Source organism: Lacticaseibacillus camelliae DSM 22697 = JCM 13995, from assembly GCF_001436615.1.
Classification (GTDB): Bacteria; Bacillota; Bacilli; order Lactobacillales; family Lactobacillaceae; genus Lacticaseibacillus; species Lacticaseibacillus camelliae.
On the sequence record NZ_AYZJ01000077.1, the window covers coordinates 22543 to 40222 of the forward strand.

13 protein-coding genes are annotated in these 17680 nt (G+C 52.9%); 11 read left to right on the top strand and 2 right to left on the bottom strand.

What is annotated here, in order from left to right; all coding sequences use genetic code 11:
• Positions 1–142 precede the first annotated feature (142 nt).
• Positions 143–808 (bottom strand): GntR family transcriptional regulator, encoded by a 666-nt coding sequence (locus FC75_RS10240; protein ID WP_056989823.1) that lies wholly within the window; start codon positions 806–808, stop codon positions 143–145.
• 191 nt (positions 809–999) lie between these two features.
• Between FC75_RS10240 and FC75_RS10245 the strand changes: the two genes are divergently transcribed.
• From FC75_RS10245 to FC75_RS10285, 8 genes are all read left to right on the top strand, one after another.
• A complete protein-coding gene (locus FC75_RS10245; RefSeq protein WP_056989824.1) occupies positions 1000–2619 on the top strand; it encodes a mannitol dehydrogenase family protein in 1620 nt (539 codons plus the stop codon).
• Between the two features lies 1 nt (position 2620).
• Positions 2621–3694 carry a mannonate dehydratase gene (gene uxuA / locus FC75_RS10250; protein ID WP_191982041.1) on the top strand — a complete coding sequence of 358 codons (1074 nt, stop codon included), beginning with the start codon at positions 2621–2623 and terminating at the stop codon, positions 3692–3694.
• Between the two features lie 244 nt (positions 3695–3938).
• Positions 3939–4799 (top strand): AraC family transcriptional regulator, encoded by an 861-nt coding sequence (locus FC75_RS12500; protein WP_082623145.1) that lies wholly within the window; start codon positions 3939–3941, stop codon positions 4797–4799.
• A 120-nt stretch (positions 4800–4919) separates the two neighbouring features.
• Entirely contained in the window at positions 4920–6281 is a 1362-nt protein-coding gene (locus FC75_RS10265) for a PTS sugar transporter subunit IIC (RefSeq protein ID WP_056989828.1), read from the top strand.
• 27 nt (positions 6282–6308) lie between these two features.
• Complete coding sequence (locus FC75_RS10270; protein WP_056989829.1) at positions 6309–8942, top strand: glycoside hydrolase family 38 N-terminal domain-containing protein; 2634 nt, start codon at positions 6309–6311, stop codon at positions 8940–8942.
• A gap of 9 nt (positions 8943–8951) precedes the next feature.
• Positions 8952–10202: a glycoside hydrolase family 28 protein gene (locus FC75_RS10275; protein WP_054663664.1), complete on the top strand. Its 1251-nt coding sequence runs from the start codon at positions 8952–8954 to the stop codon at positions 10200–10202.
• Between the two features lie 79 nt (positions 10203–10281).
• Positions 10282–11394 carry a glycoside hydrolase family 88/105 protein gene (locus FC75_RS10280; protein WP_235808737.1) on the top strand — a complete coding sequence of 371 codons (1113 nt, stop codon included), beginning with the start codon at positions 10282–10284 and terminating at the stop codon, positions 11392–11394.
• Positions 11391–12251, top strand: a complete 861-nt coding sequence (locus tag FC75_RS10285; protein ID WP_054663655.1) for a sugar phosphate isomerase/epimerase family protein — start codon at positions 11391–11393, stop codon at positions 12249–12251. The genes FC75_RS10280 and FC75_RS10285 overlap by 4 nt, the downstream gene beginning before the upstream one ends.
• Before the next feature lie 71 nt (positions 12252–12322).
• Here the strand turns inward: FC75_RS10285 and FC75_RS10290 are convergent, their stop codons facing one another.
• The gene (locus FC75_RS10290; RefSeq protein ID WP_054663651.1) at positions 12323–12994 is read right to left on the bottom strand and encodes a GntR family transcriptional regulator; all 672 of its coding nucleotides are present in this window, start codon (positions 12992–12994) and stop codon (positions 12323–12325) included.
• 504 nt (positions 12995–13498) lie between these two features.
• Here FC75_RS10290 and FC75_RS10295 point away from each other — a divergent pair.
• From FC75_RS10295 to FC75_RS10305, 3 genes are read left to right on the top strand one after another with little or no spacing between them, the layout of a single operon-like run.
• Entirely contained in the window at positions 13499–14845 is a 1347-nt protein-coding gene (locus FC75_RS10295) for a V-type ATP synthase subunit I (RefSeq protein WP_054663648.1), read from the top strand.
• A 30-nt stretch (positions 14846–14875) separates the two neighbouring features.
• Complete coding sequence (locus tag FC75_RS10300; protein WP_056989831.1) at positions 14876–17011, top strand: hydantoinase/oxoprolinase family protein; 2136 nt, start codon at positions 14876–14878, stop codon at positions 17009–17011.
• Positions 17008–17655, top strand: coding sequence for a hypothetical protein (locus FC75_RS10305; RefSeq protein ID WP_054663645.1), 648 nt, complete (start codon positions 17008–17010; stop codon positions 17653–17655). Before FC75_RS10300 ends, FC75_RS10305 begins: the two co-directional genes overlap by 4 nt.
• The last annotated feature ends 25 nt before the right edge of the window (positions 17656–17680 follow it).

Consider the following 17680-nt stretch of genomic DNA (forward strand, 5'->3'; position numbering starts at 1 on the left):
GTTGCTCAACTGATATATGAATTCGCTTACAGTTTGGCATGATGAGCCAGCGTTGTCAACGATGGGCCGAGCACAATCGGTTCGCCGAACCCAAAAAGGCCGCCTCACGAGGAGACGGCAGGGGCGCAAAGTTTCAATCGGTTTAGGCGAAGTAGTCCGAGTGGGCCTTTACGGCCACGGCGGCATCCGCGTCAACCATGTGCAGGTGCCGTGACACCGCGGTTTCGGCGCGCGTGCCTTGCTTGTTTTTGACGGCGTCGAGGATGGCCTGGTGGTCGTCGATGATCTGCTGCCAGTCGAGGTCCTTGACCTCCAGGCGCAGGTAACGGAACCGGTTGAACTGCAGGTTACACAGCTGGATCCAGTTCCAAACGTAGTCCTTGGCATCCACCTGGTAAAAGGTCTTGTGAAAGGCGTCGTCGAGGTCGAAGAAGTGGTCGTAATCGTGCTTAGCCAGGTACTTTTTCTGCTGGGCGATCATGTCATTCAGGGTGGCAAAGTCGTCAGCCGTCATTTTGGGAATGCTCTCCACGACCACCACTTTCTCCAGACTTTCGCGCACAAAGCGCGCCTGATACACCTCAGCTAAGGCAATTTTTGCCACATAGGTGCCACTTTGCGGCTGAACCACGATCAGGCCTTCGCGCTGCAGGCGAATGATGGCCTCGCGCACCGGCGTGGTGCCGATGCCAAGCTGGGTCTCCAGCGCTTTTTTATTGATGCGTTGACCAGGGACAAGCTCCAGACGCATGATCTGCTTCAGGATCGCCGCGTAGGCCGCATCTTGGTAATTGACGGTTTCTGCCATATCACACCTCGAAAATTTACTACTGCTAGTATAGCAAATACTGGTCGGTTGCAACGGCGGTGTCAGGCTGCCAGGACAGTTAATCCCGCTAGTTGACCGTTGAAAGCGGTTGAGGGAAGTGCTATCCTACAGAGGAATTGATATATCAGTAGTCGTCCCGTGTTCACAACGCGGAAAAGGAGGATATTGTCATGGTGCAGTTAGTCGATGATTATCAAGGCAACGCCCAGGCGTTCACTCAGGCGGGCATCACGGTGCCGCAGTTCGATCAGGCCGAGGCCCGCGCGGCCGCAGCGCAGGCCCCAGTGTGGGTCCACTTCGGCGGGGGCAACCTGTTTCGGTGCTTCCACGCCGCCATTGCCCAACAGCTATTGAATCAGGGCACGCTGAACGCCGGCGTGATTGTCGCCGAAACCTACGACGAAGGCGTGGTCGACCAGGCGTACACCCCGTTCAACGACCGGTTCCTGCAGGTCGTGATGGATGAGAAAGGCAACTACGACAAGACGCTGATCGCCAGCGTGGCTGAAGCCATCTACTATAATAAGGCCAACCCGGCCGGCTGGGCGCGGCTGAAGGCGGTGTTTGAGCAGAAGAGCCTGCAGCTGGTCACCATGTCCATCACGGAAAAGGGCTACAGCCTGCGCAATGTTGACGGCGCCCTGACCCCGGCCGCCGAGGCGGACATCGCAGGGGACCCCGACGCCGCGACCACCAACATGGGCGCCATCGCGCGCCTGCTGCTGGCGCGTTACCAGGCCGGCAAGTACCCCATCGCCATGGTCTCGACGGATAATTTTTCGCAGAATGGGCAGCGCTTTGAGGACGGCATTTTGACCATCGCCCGCGGCTGGGCGCAAAACGGGACCGTCTCGCAAGACTTTGTCGATTACCTCAGCGACCCCAAGCAGGTCAGCTTCCCGTGGTCGATGATCGACCGCATCACCCCGAACCCGGCGGAAAGTGTGGCGACCATCCTGAAGCAAAGCGGCTTTGAAGATACCACCATCATCCACACCGAAAAGCACACGAACATCGCGCCGTTTGGCAACACCGAGGTCACGCACTACCTGGTGATCGAGGACAGCTTCCCGAACGGGCGGCCGAAGCTCGAGGACGCCGGCGTGATCATGACGGACCGCGCGACGGTCAACGACGCCGACCAGATGAAGGTCACCGCGTGCTTGAACCCGCTGCACACCAGCCTCGCGATTTTTGGCTCGCTGCTGGGCGATTCGTCGATCGCCGCGGAAATGGAGAATCCCGACCTGGTCGCGCTGATCAAGCAGCTGGGCTACAACGAGGACCTGCCGGTGGTCAAGGATCCGAAAATCATTGACCCGAAGCAGTTCATTGATCAGCTGATCGAAAAGCGCCTGCCGAACAAGAACATTCCGGACACGCCGCAGCGCATTGCCAGTGATACCTCGCAGAAGATCCCGATCCGCTACGGCGTGACACTGACCCATTACCTGGACGAGGGCAAAGACCTGACGCAGCTGAAGGCGATCCCGCTGATCCTGGCCGGCTGGTGCCGCTACCTGATGGCGGTCAAGGACGACGGCACGGCCTTCACGCCGAGCCCCGACCCACTGCTGGGCGATGTGCAGCCGTTCGTGGCCAACGTCAAGCTGGGGCAGCCCGTTGATGCGCACAGCGTGCTCGCACCGATTTTGGCCAACCAGCAGATTTTTGGCGTCGACCTGGCCAAGACCGGGCTGATCCCGACCATCGAGGCGGATTTTGCCAAGATGGTCCAGGGGCCGGGCGCGGTCGCGGCGACGATCCACGAAATTGTAGGAGGCAATTAGCATGAAAAATATGGGGTTTCGCTGGTATGGGGACAATGATCCCATTACGCTGCAAAACATCCGCCAGATCCCCGGCACCACGCAGGTCGTCGGCGCGCTGTTCGACGTGCCGGTCGGGGAGGTCTGGCCGAAGGAGAAGATCAAGCACCTGAAGGACGAGGTCGAGGCCGCGGGGCTGAAGCTGGAAGTCATCGAGTCCGTCAACATCCACGATGACATCAAGATCGGGCTGCCGACGCGCGACCAGTACATCGACAACTACAAGCAAACCATTCGCAACCTGGCCGAGTTTGGCATCAAGGTGATCTGCTACAACTTCATGCCAATTTTTGACTGGCTGCGTACCGACCTGCACTACCAGCTGGCCGATGGGTCAAACGACATGGCCTTCGAACAGGCCAAGCTGGCCGACGATCCGCAGGAGATCATCGATTCGACCCGCGACGGCTCGCGCGGTTACGTGCTGCCCGGCTGGGAGCCGGAGCGCCTGGCAACCATCGAAAAACTGTTCAAGGATTACCAGGGCGTCGATGAGGCGAAGCTGCGCGAAAACATGAAGTACTTCCTCGACGCCATCATCCCGACGTGCGAGGAGGTCGGCATCCGGATGGCGATGCACCCGGACGATCCGCCGCGCCCACTGTTCGGCCTGCCGCGCGTGTACAAGAACGCCGAGGACATGCGGATCATCGAGGCCATGCACGAGTCGCCGTACAACGGCTTTTGCATTTGCACCGGCTCTTTAGGGGAGAACCCTAAGAACGACGTGCCGGCGATCATCCGCGAGTTCGTCAAAAAGGACCGCGCGCCGTTCATCCACGCCCGCAACATCAAGTTCATGAACGCGCAGGGCGACTTCCACGAATCGGCGCACCTGTCCTCCGAGGGCAGTTTGGACATGTACGAGATCATGAAGGCCTTGTACGACACCGGCTTTGACGGCTACATCCGGCCGGACCACGGTCGCAACATCTGGGGCGAAGACGGGGTGCCGGGCTACGGCCTGTACGATCGCGCGCTGGGCATCACCTATCTCAACGGGCTGTGGGAATCACTGGAAAAGGACCACGCTTAAGCTGAAAACATTTCATACGCAATCCGCCGGCGGTACAGTTTTTCTGCACCGCCTTTTTTGTGCTCATCTATACCAATGTCGCGATAAGCACGTTAAAACATGTTCTCGCCAAAAAAGAAAGCGCTACCGAAAATGACGATTTTACGGCATAGAATTGAAATTTTGGCCCATTATTTTGCTACAATGGCGCTTATACTGAACATGAGCTCAAGTAAGTATCTCAGCTGAGAGGTGGCAGAACGCAGTGGATTATGCAAGTGAGGTCCACCAAGTCTTAATTCCCAATGGTTTTGAAGTGGAACATAAAATCACCACGACGCACTACCAGCGGCGGCCACATTATCATGATGGCTGCGAGATAAATTTTTGTTTGCATGACAATACCGATGTTTACGTCGATGACAAGCACTATCACGTGAATTCCGGAACCGTGATGGTCTTTAATTCGCAAGAAATGCATCGTGTCTTTGTGGAACGTGGGGTGAGTTATGAGCGTTATTACCTGCTCTTCAAGCCTGAATTCATCGAGCTTGCGCTCAGTGAATATCCAGATTTGCTGATGATTTTCTATCGTCGACCACGCCATTTCGTTAATGTCCTATCTTTGCGACTGGTGGACCAGAGCCGATTGTCCAAACTGTTTGATGAACTAATCGAAATTTATTCAGAGCCTGATTCCTCTCTACATGGGATCAAGGTCCGGCAGAAATTCATTGAGTTACTGGTTTTTTTGAACGAACAGTTTTCTGACCGTGATAGTGTGACGCCGTATCAAAAAAGTCCCCAAAATGAGTTGTTGACGAACGTAACTAAGTACATCAAACAGAACTTGGGTGAGGATCTTACACTGGATGGCGTCGCAGAACACTTTTTTACTAGTAAGTCGACGCTGATTCGTACGTTTAAACGGCACATGGGGCTGACACCTTACAAGTTTATTACCTATGCCCGTATTATGGAATCGCGGGCGTTAGTTCTTCAGGGGTTGCCGGTTCATGAAGTTGCCTTCCGAGTCGGTTACAAAGACGATTCAAGCTTTATCAAGAAATTTAAGGCGCTTCAAGGAGTATCGCCTAAGCGCTATCTCGCAACAAATCGGAAATAGTGGACACTAGTTTTTAAACATGGACGCATCAGAAATGCGGTTCCTTATTTCTTTGTGCACAAAATTGCCTTTTTTTAATATTGTATGCGCTTTTATTGGCGCTTGAAGGAAGGAAAAATCATGGCTTTCAAATTTGATAAAATCTCGGAGCCGCTCATTAAAGTGGCTGGCGTGGTTAGCCAGGTCAAGATTTTGATGGCGATCAAGAATGCCTTTATTCGGGTCATTCCATTTACTTTGGTCGCTTCATTTGCCAACATCATTGTTTCTGTGATTGGTTCAGTGGAGAAGTACCTGAATATAAAGAACGCGATTCTTGATGAGATAACCAAGGGGTTTGGTTATGTTAATTCCGCGACAATTGGGATCATCGCCTTACTCGTAGTGGTCTTTGTTGCCTATGAATACTCATTGGCATTGAAGACAGAGGAAAAAAACAAGGCGCTCAACCCAATTATTTCGACGGCGGCGGGAGTCGCTTCATACTTCGTCATCGTCCCAACGGCTGTCGACTTTGCAACGAAAAGCAAGACACCTGGGTTCAGTCTCGATTTCTTCAATTACAATGGCATGTTCACAGGGGTCATTATCTCGATGATCGGGGTTGGACTGTTTGCAATGTTTTCTCGTGGTAAGTTCAACATTAAGATGCCATCAAGTGTCCCTCAGAATATTTTTGAGTCGTTCTTCTCACTAATTCCTTTGATGGAAACCACTATCATCTTTGCGGCAGTTCGATTGATTATTGAAGCGATGAATTTTGCCTCGTTGAACGACATGGTCACACAGTTGCTGGTTAAGCCACTGATTGTTGTGACTAATGGACTTCCAGCAATCATCATCGTAATTCTGATTGAACAATTCCTTTGGTTCTTGGGTATGCATGGGTTCAACATTGTTTGGGGAGTTATTGCCAGTCTATGGCTTTCACAGCATTTTGCTAACATCGCCATTTTTGCGAAGACGCAGGATCCTTCTACAGTTAAGATTATTCCGTATATGTTTACCAACATGTACGCGATGATTGGTGGTTCAGGATCTACTTTCGGATTGATTATTGCTGCGCTCTTTATCTGCCATAAGGGCACGAAGGAGCGAGAAGTCGCCAAGCTTGGTTTGATTCCCGGGATTTTCTTCATTAATGAACCTATCACTTTTGGGTTGCCAATTGTCTTGAATCCGTTTCTGTTCATACCTTGGATGCTTGTGCCGGTGATCAATGCGGTAATTGCATACTTTGCAACTTCGCTGGGCTGGGTCTTCCCATTAGTTGAAATGAACCCGGGTAGCTCTGTCCCCATTGTATTTAATTACTGGGTGATGGCTGATTTCCACGTCAGCCCGGCTATTCTATGCGTACTGCTGATCATACTGGATGCTGTTCTTTATGCGCCATTTATGAAGATGCATATGAACAACGAAGAACGCATGGCTCGTGAGCAGAAGACGGCAGAGGATGCAGGGGTCGCTGCAGCTGATTAAAGATGCTGGGAGAGGACAGTCAGATTCATGAAGAAAGTATACGCAATTGCACATACGCATTGGGATTTTGAATGGTACTTTACGCGTCAGGAAGCTAGGGTCCAGTTTGCTTACCATATGGATGAGGTGTTAAGTGCCTTGGCGCACAACCAGCTGGATTACTACCTGCTAGATGGTCAGATGTCGATTCTGATGGATTATCTCGCGGACAACCCAGATCGCGCGACGGAAGTCAAAAAATTTGTGATGGCCGGCCGTTTGTTCATTGGCCCGTGGTACACCCAAATTGATGAAATGACGACCGCTGGTGAATCAGCAGTTCATAATCTTCGCTTGGGATTGCGTGCTGCCAATAAGTTAGGTGGGGCGATGCCGGTTGGTTATCTGCCAGATTCGTTTGGCCAAAGTCAAGATATTCCGAAGCTTTATGGTGGGTTTGGTATTCACAACGCAGTTTTCTGGCGCGGGTTACCGTTGGAAAAAAATCACAAGTTTTTTCACTGGCGCAGTCAGGACGGTTCTGATGTCCTCACCGCAAACTTAACTAATGGTTACAGCACTGGGGTGCCATTTGTTACGGGCAAATCAGGCCAAGTTGTCCGCGATGTCCTAGCCGATCCTGATGCTGTTTCAATTTTACCGGTGGGATCAGATCAGCTGCCTGTAACCTTGAATCTAAAGCAGGTGATCAAGCGGGTCAACACGGAAAATGTCGGGAAACTAGAAGTGATGGAGACAAATTATCCAGCAGTCTTCTCGGCCATCGGTCGCACCACACTACCCACTCTTGAAGGTGAATTCATCGATCCGTCGACCTCGAAAATCCATCGTGGCATCTATTCTTCGCGTGCCGATTTGAAACAGCTCTATGACCACCTTGAGCGTTTGATGACGACGGTTGTTGAGCCGCTCTCGGTACTTGCCAGTCAATTTGGAGTACGTATCAAGCAGGGGCTGATTGATTCTGTCTGGCGTTCAATTGCTATGGGCCAAGCGCATGATAGCGCTGGCGGCAGCAACAGTGATGCCACCAACCGAGACATATACGCACGCGGTACTGCCGCCTTGGAAACGGCGACCTCGTTGCGCAATTACCTGCTCCGGAAATTGAGTATTTCATTGAGGGATGGGCGTCCTGATGACGGGTCGCTGGTTGTGTGGAATCCATTACCACTGGCGGATGATACTGTTCATGAGGTGACGATTGCGACGACCAAACCATCATTTTCACTGACGGACGAGAAAGGCAATCCTGTCCAATATGACCTGATCAGTCAGAAGAGGATGAATGCCGGTCTTCTGACACGTGACCCGGCGACTCGGGAGAATCATTGGTACTTCATGAGTACTATCGCGGTTAAGGTTGAAATCCCTGCAATGGACTGGTGTCGGTATGGCGTTGAGCTCAGCGACGGTAAGCCAGTGTTAATCTCTCCTGTTACAAAGCAGGCCATTGAAGATGACAACAATTTAGTGGAATTCGATCAAGGCCAGTTGTTTATTCACCCTAAACAAGGGCTCGGCAAGACGTATCAGCTGATGCTTGAGGATGGTGGTGACGAAGGGGATACTTATGATTACTCACAGCCTTATCGCGATGCCGTGAAATTGCTCAAATTTGATGACGCCCAAGTTACGACTCAGCATGGCAAACTGGAACAAAGAATGCAGCTGAGTGGTTCTTGGCAAGTGCCAAAAGACCTTGCAGAGCGAGGAACAGAAGTCACAAGTGGCACCGTAGACTACCAGCTCGAGCTAAGACTTAAATCGGGAACGCCAATCATTCAGTTCTCGTTGCATCTGAACAATCAAGCTTGCGATCACCGCATGCGGTTGGTCCTGAAAGGTGCAAAACCAGTTAAGTCGTCATTTGCCGACACCCAGTTTGGCACCATTGAGCGTCCCTTAGAGGACCCACATCTCAAAGACTGGCGGGCAATCGGTTATCACGAAGAGCCAACGAGTCTGCGACCGATGATTCATTTTGCTAATATGCACAACGAGAGTGAAAGCCTGACCTTTTTGGGCTTGGGTGAGAAGGACTTCCAAATCATTGGTAAGCAGTTTAACGAGTTAGCCCTTACCCTTTTTCGGGGCGTAGGCTACCTTGGCCGGCCAGATATGTTGCGTCGCCCAGGTAAAGCCTCCGGAATGATCAACAAGGCAATGCCAACGCCTGATAGCCAGCTTCTTGGGAAGATGAAGTTTGCAGGGGGAATCCTGCTTTCCCCAAATTATGATCCTCAACAGATCCAGTCTGAATATCTGCGGCTGGCTCAGGAGGGATTGTACTATCAAAATCAGACATTAAATCAGTACACGACGCCAATCCAGTTTTTCAGGATCAATGTGCTTTCGCGGTCAGTGACGCATGCCCCGTTGATGACGCTCAAGAATTCTCGCGTCACTCTCAGTGCTTTTGCACCGGCACCCGATGGTGCTGGTTGTGAGATTCGCCTGTACAACCCAAACACTTTTCGAGTCGATGTGCCCGGCGAGTTAGTCTTTACCAGACCTGTTGATGTCACTGATGATGACCTTGCTGGGAAGAGCCAGCGTTCTATTGCAGACTCTGTCACCAGTCTAAAGCTAGCACCCTTCAAGCCTGGTGAAATCAGGACATATGGTATCTTTCCTATCGCCGATGCGAAGCAAGTGTGAGGCGAACGGATGAGCGAAAAAAAATTTCAGACTGTTCAATTAACTTTAGAGCAGTCAGTAGAAAGTAGGACGAAATTAATTCAGGGCGCAATTAATCGCGCTGCCCACACAGCTGGGGTTGTTTCCCTCGCTGGGAAAGGGGTATACGTAATTGACGGGCTGTTGATGAAATCTGGGGTGACGCTTGACGTGCAGGCGGGCGTTACGCTGATGGGTAGTGGTAATGAAGATAAATATCATCATCGCCCTGGGCCGTTTGAGCTACTTCGTAACCAGACCCCGATATGCGCACTGATCTTTGGAAATCAATGTGATAATTGCGTGATTTCCGGCAAGGGGACAATCAGCGGTAATTATCGGTGCTTTATCAAGGCAAATCAGGAACAGGCTGCTCATATTGAGTCCCACCACTATCCGCGGCCGGAGATGATCTATCTTCAGGATTCGCGAAATGTCACAGTAGAAGGGCTGACAATTATCGATTCGCCATTTTGGACTATTCATCTCGCTGGCTGCCAGCAAGTGAAATTGGCTAATTTGACCATCAACAATGAGGTCCGGATGCCCAACACTGATGGTATTGATTTAGATCGGTGTCAGTATGTCGTAGTTCAAGGCTGCAAGATCAGTACAGGGGATGACGGTATTTGCTTAAAATGCACTGAGGAGACCAAGCGTTTTGGCGACTGCACTGATATTGAAGTTACTGATTGTCAGATTCATTCTCAAAGCGCAGCGTTTAAGGTTGGGAGTAGTAGCTTCGGTAATTTTCTCAGCGTTAAGGTGGTGCGATTACTGATCGTTAACTCTAATCGTGGCCTTGCGTTTCAACTGAGAGACGGCGGTCTTGCCCGTAACTTTCAGTTTTCTGACGTTAAGATTTCTACGCGAGACTTTTCAGAAGAGTGGTGGGGAAATGCTGAACCAATCTATATAACTTTTGTAGCGCGTGACCACGAAACTGTTATTAAGCCTGATGATGGGATCGAGAATGTTCAGTTCTCAAATATCAATGCTAACAGTCCAACTGGTGCGCTAATATACAGTGATGTGGCTGGACGGATTAAGAATATTCGTTTTGTGCAGACTCAATTGTGGATCACGACAGAGGTGGGCAAGATGCGGCATTATGACCTACGTCCTAGTGAAAAGCGTCAGTCTCTCATAATGCCGGTAAGTGGGTTGGTTGGTCGAGTCAAACAGAATCAGCAGGCAGGGCTTTCGGTCATGTATCGGTCCAATGAGGATCAGCCAGATTGATCTGTTGAGCAGCTCTTCGGGCGTCACGCTCGAGGGCTGCTTCTGTTTTCAGGATGACATGGAAAAAAGAAGGGGAAAGATGGCAACTTTTGACGATTTGGTGCAGGAAAAAGCCAATTTGTTGGCCGCTCGAATGACAACTTTAACCAGTGAAGATGTGCATTGGGAAGGAGACGGATCTTCCGACCAGCTGAAGAAGCAGGGATTCTTCCCACGGGATTTTGGAATGGCCTTTTGGGACTGGCCACAGGGGGTTGGTCTATTTGGACTGGCCCGTTTGCAAGGAAATCCGTATGATCATTTTATTCGTAACTGGGCGAAAAAACGGATTAGTCAGGGTCTGCCAATGCGTAATATTAACACCACGGTGCCGATGCTCACCCTTAGTGCTTACCCGGAGTATGAAAAAATGGCACTTGACTGGGCCACTGATATTTACACTAAATTTCCCCGGACCGCCGAGGGAGGATTAGAACATTTTACGACGGGAGCGGATAAGAACAGTATTTCGCGTAATCCAGGGCAGCTTTGGGCAGATACAATCTTTATGACAGTGCTTTTTCTTGCCAAGATGGGTCAATCGACAGGCAATGAACAGTGGCTGGAGGAAGCTAACTATCAAACCCTGCTTCATATCAAGTACCTGCTGGATCCAGCCACGGGTTTGTTCAGCCACGGGTGGGATTTTAATCAGCGGAATAATTTAGGTAAGACCTTTTGGGGTCGCGGCAACTGCTGGCTGGCATATGGTCTGCCACTTTATCTTGAGATGGTTGGGCCTACGCTAGCACCAGCTGAATCCCGTTATCTGGAAGTAGTCATTAGCAACCAGCTGCGGGCATTATTTGCGTTACAATCACCAGAGCATCTGTGGCACACACTTCTTGACGACTCTAGTTCTTACATCGAAGCTTCCGGTTCGGCAGGGATCCTCGCTGGGACGTTTCTAGCACTTCGGCTAGGCATTCTATCAGATTACTATCTGGATCAAGCACAAGCAGGACTCAGAGCGTTGCTCGGCAACGTGGATGAACAAGGTATTCTCCATCATGTTTCTGCTGGAACCTCACTCACGGATGATCGATCTGCATATAAGGCAATCAAACAGTTACCGATGGCCTATGGTCAAGCACTCGCACTATGCGCATGTGCCGAGTATCTGAGTTACAAAGGAAAGGACGATGGCCAATGAGACGCGATTTTGCCGTCCGTGGGCATGACGTTTTAAAATTTGATGATTTAGACCAGTTTGGTCGTGAACTTCAGCACCTTAAAGTGCACAGTTTGGCCTATTCCCCAGGAAAATCACTGCCAGTTACCACTAGAAACGGAACAACAGTTAACGTTGGACTTGCGAATTATGTCCGGCGTCGATTGGCACAATATGATGCCGAGATAGTTACATTAAGTTGTTACGTGAATATGATCCATCCAAACAAGCCGGAGCAAACGAAACTTATTGCCCAGTTGGCCCACTATCTTCAGCTTGCCCCGATGTTTGGTACCCGTATTGTGGCCACGGAAACGGGGAGCTTGGACCCAACATTTGTCTTCACGAAGAACAATTTCGGCTCTGCGCCATTTAAAACTTTGATCAAAAATGTGCAAACTTTGCTCCCTGTGGCGCATGACTCTGGAACTTACCTAGCATTGGAACCTGGTATTAACCACCCGCTCTGGTCCTTGGATAGAGTGGCAGACTTAATTCAAGCTGTGGGGGAGGACCCCAATCTAAAATTGATCATTGACCCTGCGAATCTTGTTCTTTCAGGGACCGACCAACCTGAGCAAATCTTGCAAGAAGCATTGCAACGTTTCGGCGAGCGGATTGTTGCGATTCATCTGAAAGACTTCCGGTGGGTGAGTGAGGCGGCCCACCGGATTGAAACTGTTGTACCAGGCCAAGGAGTGGTCGATGTACCGGCGTTGATACGGTTGGTTGACCGGTGGCAGCCGTATGGAATCAAATGCTTTGACGAATTACCAGATGGTAAACTGGAGCAGACGCTGGCTTTGCCGTGGATCAGTGAAGGTTCTTCGCTGAGTTAAGTGGGCTTTGCGGAAGACAATCTGACTCAAAAGACGTACCCGCGAAAAGCAGGTACGTCTTTTTGGTGTAATCAGCCTTTGTCAAAGTACTCCGGATGCATCTGCTGGATGAGACCCAGGTCGTCTTCCATCAGCGTGATTTTCTGCTTGCTCAGGACCACTGCCGCGTCGATATCGCCGTCCTCAACCGCGGTGACCAAGTCCTCGTTGGTGACGAACATCTGGTGCCAGTTGAGTTCCACCAGCTGCAGCCGCAAAAATCGCAGGCGCGTGAACTGCAGCTGAACGACCTGCAGCCAGTCCCACGTTGTCTGCATGTCGGCGACCTGGAAGAACAACGCCTGGATCTGGTCCTCAAGGCGAAAATACTCGTCGTAGTCCGGCAGGTACAGGGAGGCCTCCTGCTGGGCGGTCAGGTTTCGCAGCGTCGCCAGGCTGGTGGCATCAAACAGGGGGATGGCTTTGCCCATCACGGCGCCGCTGAGGTTGCCGCGAATGAACCCGGATTGTTTCACAATGGCAGGATCGATCAGGCTGACGTACGAGCCGCTTTGAGGCCGCACTGTCAGCAGGCCTTCCTGTTCGAGCCGCAGCATCGCCTGGCGCACCGGGGTCGAGGAGACGTTGAGCAGAGTCATCAAAGCGGCCTTATTGACGCGTTTGCCCGGCGTGAGGTCGAAATGCAGAATCAGCTGTTTTATTCGTAAGTAGACTTCTGTTTGCAAATCGGTTGTCTGAGTCATAGGACCTATCCTAGCATGATTTGGCTTATTGATGGGGTGGCGGTGGCCGCGTGCTGCGGAAATGCAGTTATCAGTGGCCTGCAAAACTGATGTTTCAGTTTTAAGCCCGAAATGTTCGGGAATCCGGTGCCATTTTGAGGGACTAGTACAGCCCGGACTGATGTTTCACTCTACTTGGCAGTATAGCACAGCCACCACAAAAAATCGGCTGGTTTCACGACCGGCTTACATTGAGTGTCAGAACGCTTGCTCAATTTAGTGATTTAAAGAGCATTAAGATATTGGCTTCATAATACTATAATCGTGGGAATCAAGGCCAATAACTCTGGGCTTTAAATATAATATTGATATTTATTTCACAAGAAAAGCCGGCCCGTCAACGCTTGCGGAAGGCCGCCAAAATATTTTTGCTGGAAGCGGTTGCATTTTATTTGACGAGCACGTATGATGCAACTGAAACATCAGTTGAGGGACAACTGGTGCGAAAAAAAGGAGGGTAACAACATGGTAAATGTAGTGATCGGCATCTTGCTGATCTTATCATTCCTGTTCATGGTCTGGTACTGCATGAAGGGCTATAACCTGATGGTTGGGTTCTTCATCATGGCCACGGTCTGGACAGCACTGGTACTCATTGGTAATGCCATCGAACCAACGGTCGCGCTCAAGGGGAAGTCGATCGTCGATGTCCTAACGTTCGTTTATGCGGACGGGCCCGCGGCCTACGCGTCATCCATCCTGGTCAACATCTTCTTCGGGGCCTTCTTCGGCCGCGTGCTGATCGACACCGGGATCGCTGCGACGCTGATCCGCAAGGTCGTTGAATTGGGGGGCGACCGGCCACGCATCACGATGGCGCTGCTGTGCATCATCACCTCGGTCATTTTCATGTCACTGACCGGGATCGGGCCGGTTATTTCAATCGCCGTTATTGTTTTGCCGATTTTGTTCTCACTGGGGATCGAAGCACCAGTGGCATTATTCGCTTTTATGGGTTCCATCATGGCGGGCATTTTCGCGAACACGGTCAACTTCTATCAGTACCGCACGATGTATGCCGGGTTCGTCAAAGCCGCCGCAAGTTACAGCTATAATGATTACTTCACTATCGGCATCATCGGGATGATCGTCGGCCTGATCGTGGTCCTGACCATCTCGAACCTGACCATGAAAAAAACCACCCACAACTGGGTCGTGGACGCGCAGCCTAGCGGCACTGCTGGGCCGACCAACGCGCCTTGGTGGTCCTGGTTTGCCGTCATTCTGCCAGTGATCTTGCTGGTTGCTTGGAAGGTGCCTGTCATTGCCGGGTTCATCATCTCCGCGGTTTACGCGATGGCGACCACGGGCAAACTGCGGGGTTCCTACAAGGAAGTCTGCCGCCGCTTTGCCAAGTACTTCTCTGACGGCACCGTCGACGTTGCGCCAATGATCGGCTTCTTGCTGGCCTTGGCGATGTTCAACAACGCCGCGACCTACGCGTCACCGTACTTCACCGCCATCATCGGCGGCATCGTGCCGACGAACCACTTGGTCCTGGCCATTGTCTTTGCAATCCTCGCCCCACTGGCCTTCTTCCGTGGCCCAATGAACTGGGTCGGCTCAGGTGCGGCGATTTTCTCCGTCGTGCTGGCGTCCAACCCGGGGATCGCGGTTCAGTTCATGTATCCGTTGACCGCCGCGGTCACCATTTTCCCTCAGCACTTGGACCTGACGCAGTCCTGGGTCGCTTGGGGCATGAGTTACGCGAAAGTGTCCTCGAGCGATTACATGAAACGCTCGATTCCAACTGGCTGGATCTGCGCGGCCATCATGTGCCTGGTGATCTATGTCATGTACGGTGCAATGTAATCAAAATTCTTAATTAAGGTGGTATGCGCAATGAAACGCTCTGTACGTATGGGGATCGATGTCGGCGGGACTCACACCAAGGCCGTCGCCATCGACAATGAGACTCACAAAATGATTGGCGAACCTTCCGTGGTCAAGACCACGCACGATGACCCGCGCGGGGTCGCCGCCGGGGTGGTGCAATCGTTTGAGACCTGTTTAAAACAGAACAATATCACCCCAGATGAGGTCGTATTCGTTGCCCACTCCACGACGCAGGCGACGAACGCCCTCATTGAAGGGGACGTCGCGCCGGTGGGCGTCATCGGGATGGCCAAAGGCGGCGTCGAAGGCTTCTTGGCCAAGCGCCAGACCAGACTCGATGACATTCAGTTGGACGAGAAAAAGTCGATCAAGATCTACAACGAGTTCCTGCCGCTCAAGCAGTGCAGCGAGGCAAACATCAAGCAGGTCATCGAACACCTGAAGGCCAAAGGCGCGAAAGTGCTGGTCGCCTCCATGGCGTTCGGGGTTGACGAAGGTGGGCCGGAGGCGGCCGTGGCCAAGGTCGCCAAGGAGGAGAACATTCCGATCACGGCGGCGTCTGAGATCACCAAGCTGTACGGCCTGACCCGGCGCACCCGGACCGCGGCCATCAACGCCTCGATCCTGCCGAAGATGCTGGACACCGCGAACTCGACGGAAGCGTCCGTGCGCGAGGCCGGCGTCAAGGTCCCGCTGATGATCATGCGCGGCGACGGTGGGGTCATGGAGATCTCCGAAATGAAAAAGCGCCCGGTGCTGACAATGCTGTCAGGCCCGGCCGCGTCCGTCATGGGCTCTTTGATCTACCTGCGCGCCTCGAACGGGATCTACTTTGAAGTGGGTGGCACGACCTCGAACATTGGGGTCATCAAAAACGGCCGGCCGGCGATCGACTACTCGATCGTGGGCGGGCACAAGACATACATTTCCAGTCTGGACGTGCGGGTTGTCGGCGATGCCGGCGGTTCCATGATCCGGGCGAACAAGAACGGCGTCATCGATGTTGGTCCGCGCTCGGCGCACATTGCCGGCCTGGACTATGCCGCGTTCACCGACCCGAGCACCATTAAGAACCCGCACATCGAGTTCTTTTCCCCGAAGGAAGGCGACCCGGACGATTACGTCAAGCTGGTGAATGAGGACGGCTCTGCCTTCACCATCACCAACACCTGCGCGGCCAACGCCCTCGGGCTGGTCGAGCCGAAGTACTTCTCCTATGGCAACCAGGAATCCTGCAGGAAGGGCATCCAGGTGCTTGCGGATTACTGCAACACGACGGTCGAAGACATCGCCACGCAGATCATGGAGAAGGCGTTCGGCAAGGTCGAAGCCATTTACAACGAGCTGGTCGAGAAGTACCAGCTGGAAAAGGATCAGACCACGCTGGTCGGGGTCGGCGGTGGGGCCGCTGCCCTGGTGCCGTACTTCTCCAACAAGACCGGCGTCAAGTACAGCATCCCCGAGGACGCGGAGGTCATTTCCTCCATCGGGGTCGCGCTATCCATGGTCCGGGACGTGGTCGAGCGGATCGTCCCGAACCCGACGGCCGAAGACATTCGCTCGATCAAGGCCGAGGCCAGCAACAAGGCCGTCGAATCCGGCGCCACGCCTGAATCCGTCGACGTCCACGTGGAAATCGATCAGCAGACCAACAAGATCACGGCGATCGCGACAGGGTCGACCGAAGTCAAAACGGCGGACCTGTCGAAGAACGCGACCGAGGAAGAGGCGCTGGAGATTGCCGCGACGGACATGCGCTTGAAGCCGGAGCAGACCAAGCTGGAGATGAGCGACGCGTACTTCTACGTCTTCGGCGGCCCGCACAAGGGCGACGATCCGGCGGAACCGGTCCGCATTGTCGACAAGAAGGGCTTCATCAAGGTGCAGCGCGGCCGGGCCATGGCGCTCAAGACCAAGGCCAAGAACTACGTGACCGCCATGAAGCAGCTGTGGGAGGACATGGCCGTGTACCAGCCGGAAAACATCGCCCGGCCGGACTTCTACCTGTGCTTGGGCGCGCGGGTCATGGACTTTTCCTCCACGGACTTTGAGCAGCTGCAACTCTTGACGGACCTGGAAGTGGACTCGCTGGAGCCGGACGACGACATGATCATCGTGGCGGCCAATGTGGATCAGCTATGACGCCGGCCGAGTTGTTCAAGCAGCTGGTGCCGATCCCGGAATCCGTGTGGTGCGAGTACCTGTTCGACCAGGACCCCTTGAAGGACAAGGTGAGCCCTGAGCGGCGCGCGGAGCTGATCGCCGGCGGTGTGGCCTGCGGGGAAAAGATCGCCAAGCAGCTGAAAGAGGAAAACGGCACAAAAGACGCGACCGCGCTGGCGGAGAAGCTGTGCGTCATCACGCACACCGACGCCGACGCGATCCTGCACCAGGTGTTCCTGGCGACCTTCACCGAGCCCAATCAGCTCAAGCTGTTCGACACGCCGATCACCAAGCTGGCCGACCTGCAGGTGCCCGGCTTCACCCGCGACGTGATCTTAAACATCGTGACCGGCCACGAGCTGTTCCATTACGCGGAAGGCAAGTACGATGATCTGTACACCAAAACCGCCAAGGTCGACTTGTGGCAGCTGTTCGGCTACCACCACCAGTCCACGGTCCGCGCGGTGTCGGAAATCGCCGCGATGGCCTTTTCCTGGCGGCTGAACAAGTTGACGTACTCACCGCTGGTCCTCAATATTTTGCTGCTGTCGCAGTACGCCAAAACCGGCGCCGAGCCGGCCCTGGCCCAGCTGCAGCAGCTGACGGTGCAGGAAACCGCCTGAATGCTAAAGGTAGGGAGGAGAACAA

Coding starts and splice junctions, on each gene's coding strand:
- FC75_RS10240 (WP_056989823.1), bottom strand. CDS start 808: ATGGCAGAAACCGTCAATTACCAAGATGCGGCCTACGCGGCGATCCTG.
- FC75_RS10245 (WP_056989824.1), top strand. CDS start 1,000: ATGGTGCAGTTAGTCGATGATTATCAAGGCAACGCCCAGGCGTTCACT.
- uxuA (WP_191982041.1), top strand. CDS start 2,621: ATGAAAAATATGGGGTTTCGCTGGTATGGGGACAATGATCCCATTACG.
- FC75_RS10265 (WP_056989828.1), top strand. CDS start 4,920: ATGGCTTTCAAATTTGATAAAATCTCGGAGCCGCTCATTAAAGTGGCT.
- FC75_RS10270 (WP_056989829.1), top strand. CDS start 6,309: ATGAAGAAAGTATACGCAATTGCACATACGCATTGGGATTTTGAATGG.
- FC75_RS10275 (WP_054663664.1), top strand. CDS start 8,952: ATGAGCGAAAAAAAATTTCAGACTGTTCAATTAACTTTAGAGCAGTCA.
- FC75_RS10280 (WP_235808737.1), top strand. CDS start 10,282: ATGGCAACTTTTGACGATTTGGTGCAGGAAAAAGCCAATTTGTTGGCC.
- FC75_RS10285 (WP_054663655.1), top strand. CDS start 11,391: ATGAGACGCGATTTTGCCGTCCGTGGGCATGACGTTTTAAAATTTGAT.
- FC75_RS10290 (WP_054663651.1), bottom strand. CDS start 12,994: ATGACTCAGACAACCGATTTGCAAACAGAAGTCTACTTACGAATAAAA.
- FC75_RS10295 (WP_054663648.1), top strand. CDS start 13,499: ATGGTAAATGTAGTGATCGGCATCTTGCTGATCTTATCATTCCTGTTC.
- FC75_RS10300 (WP_056989831.1), top strand. CDS start 14,876: ATGAAACGCTCTGTACGTATGGGGATCGATGTCGGCGGGACTCACACC.
- FC75_RS10305 (WP_054663645.1), top strand. CDS start 17,008: ATGACGCCGGCCGAGTTGTTCAAGCAGCTGGTGCCGATCCCGGAATCC.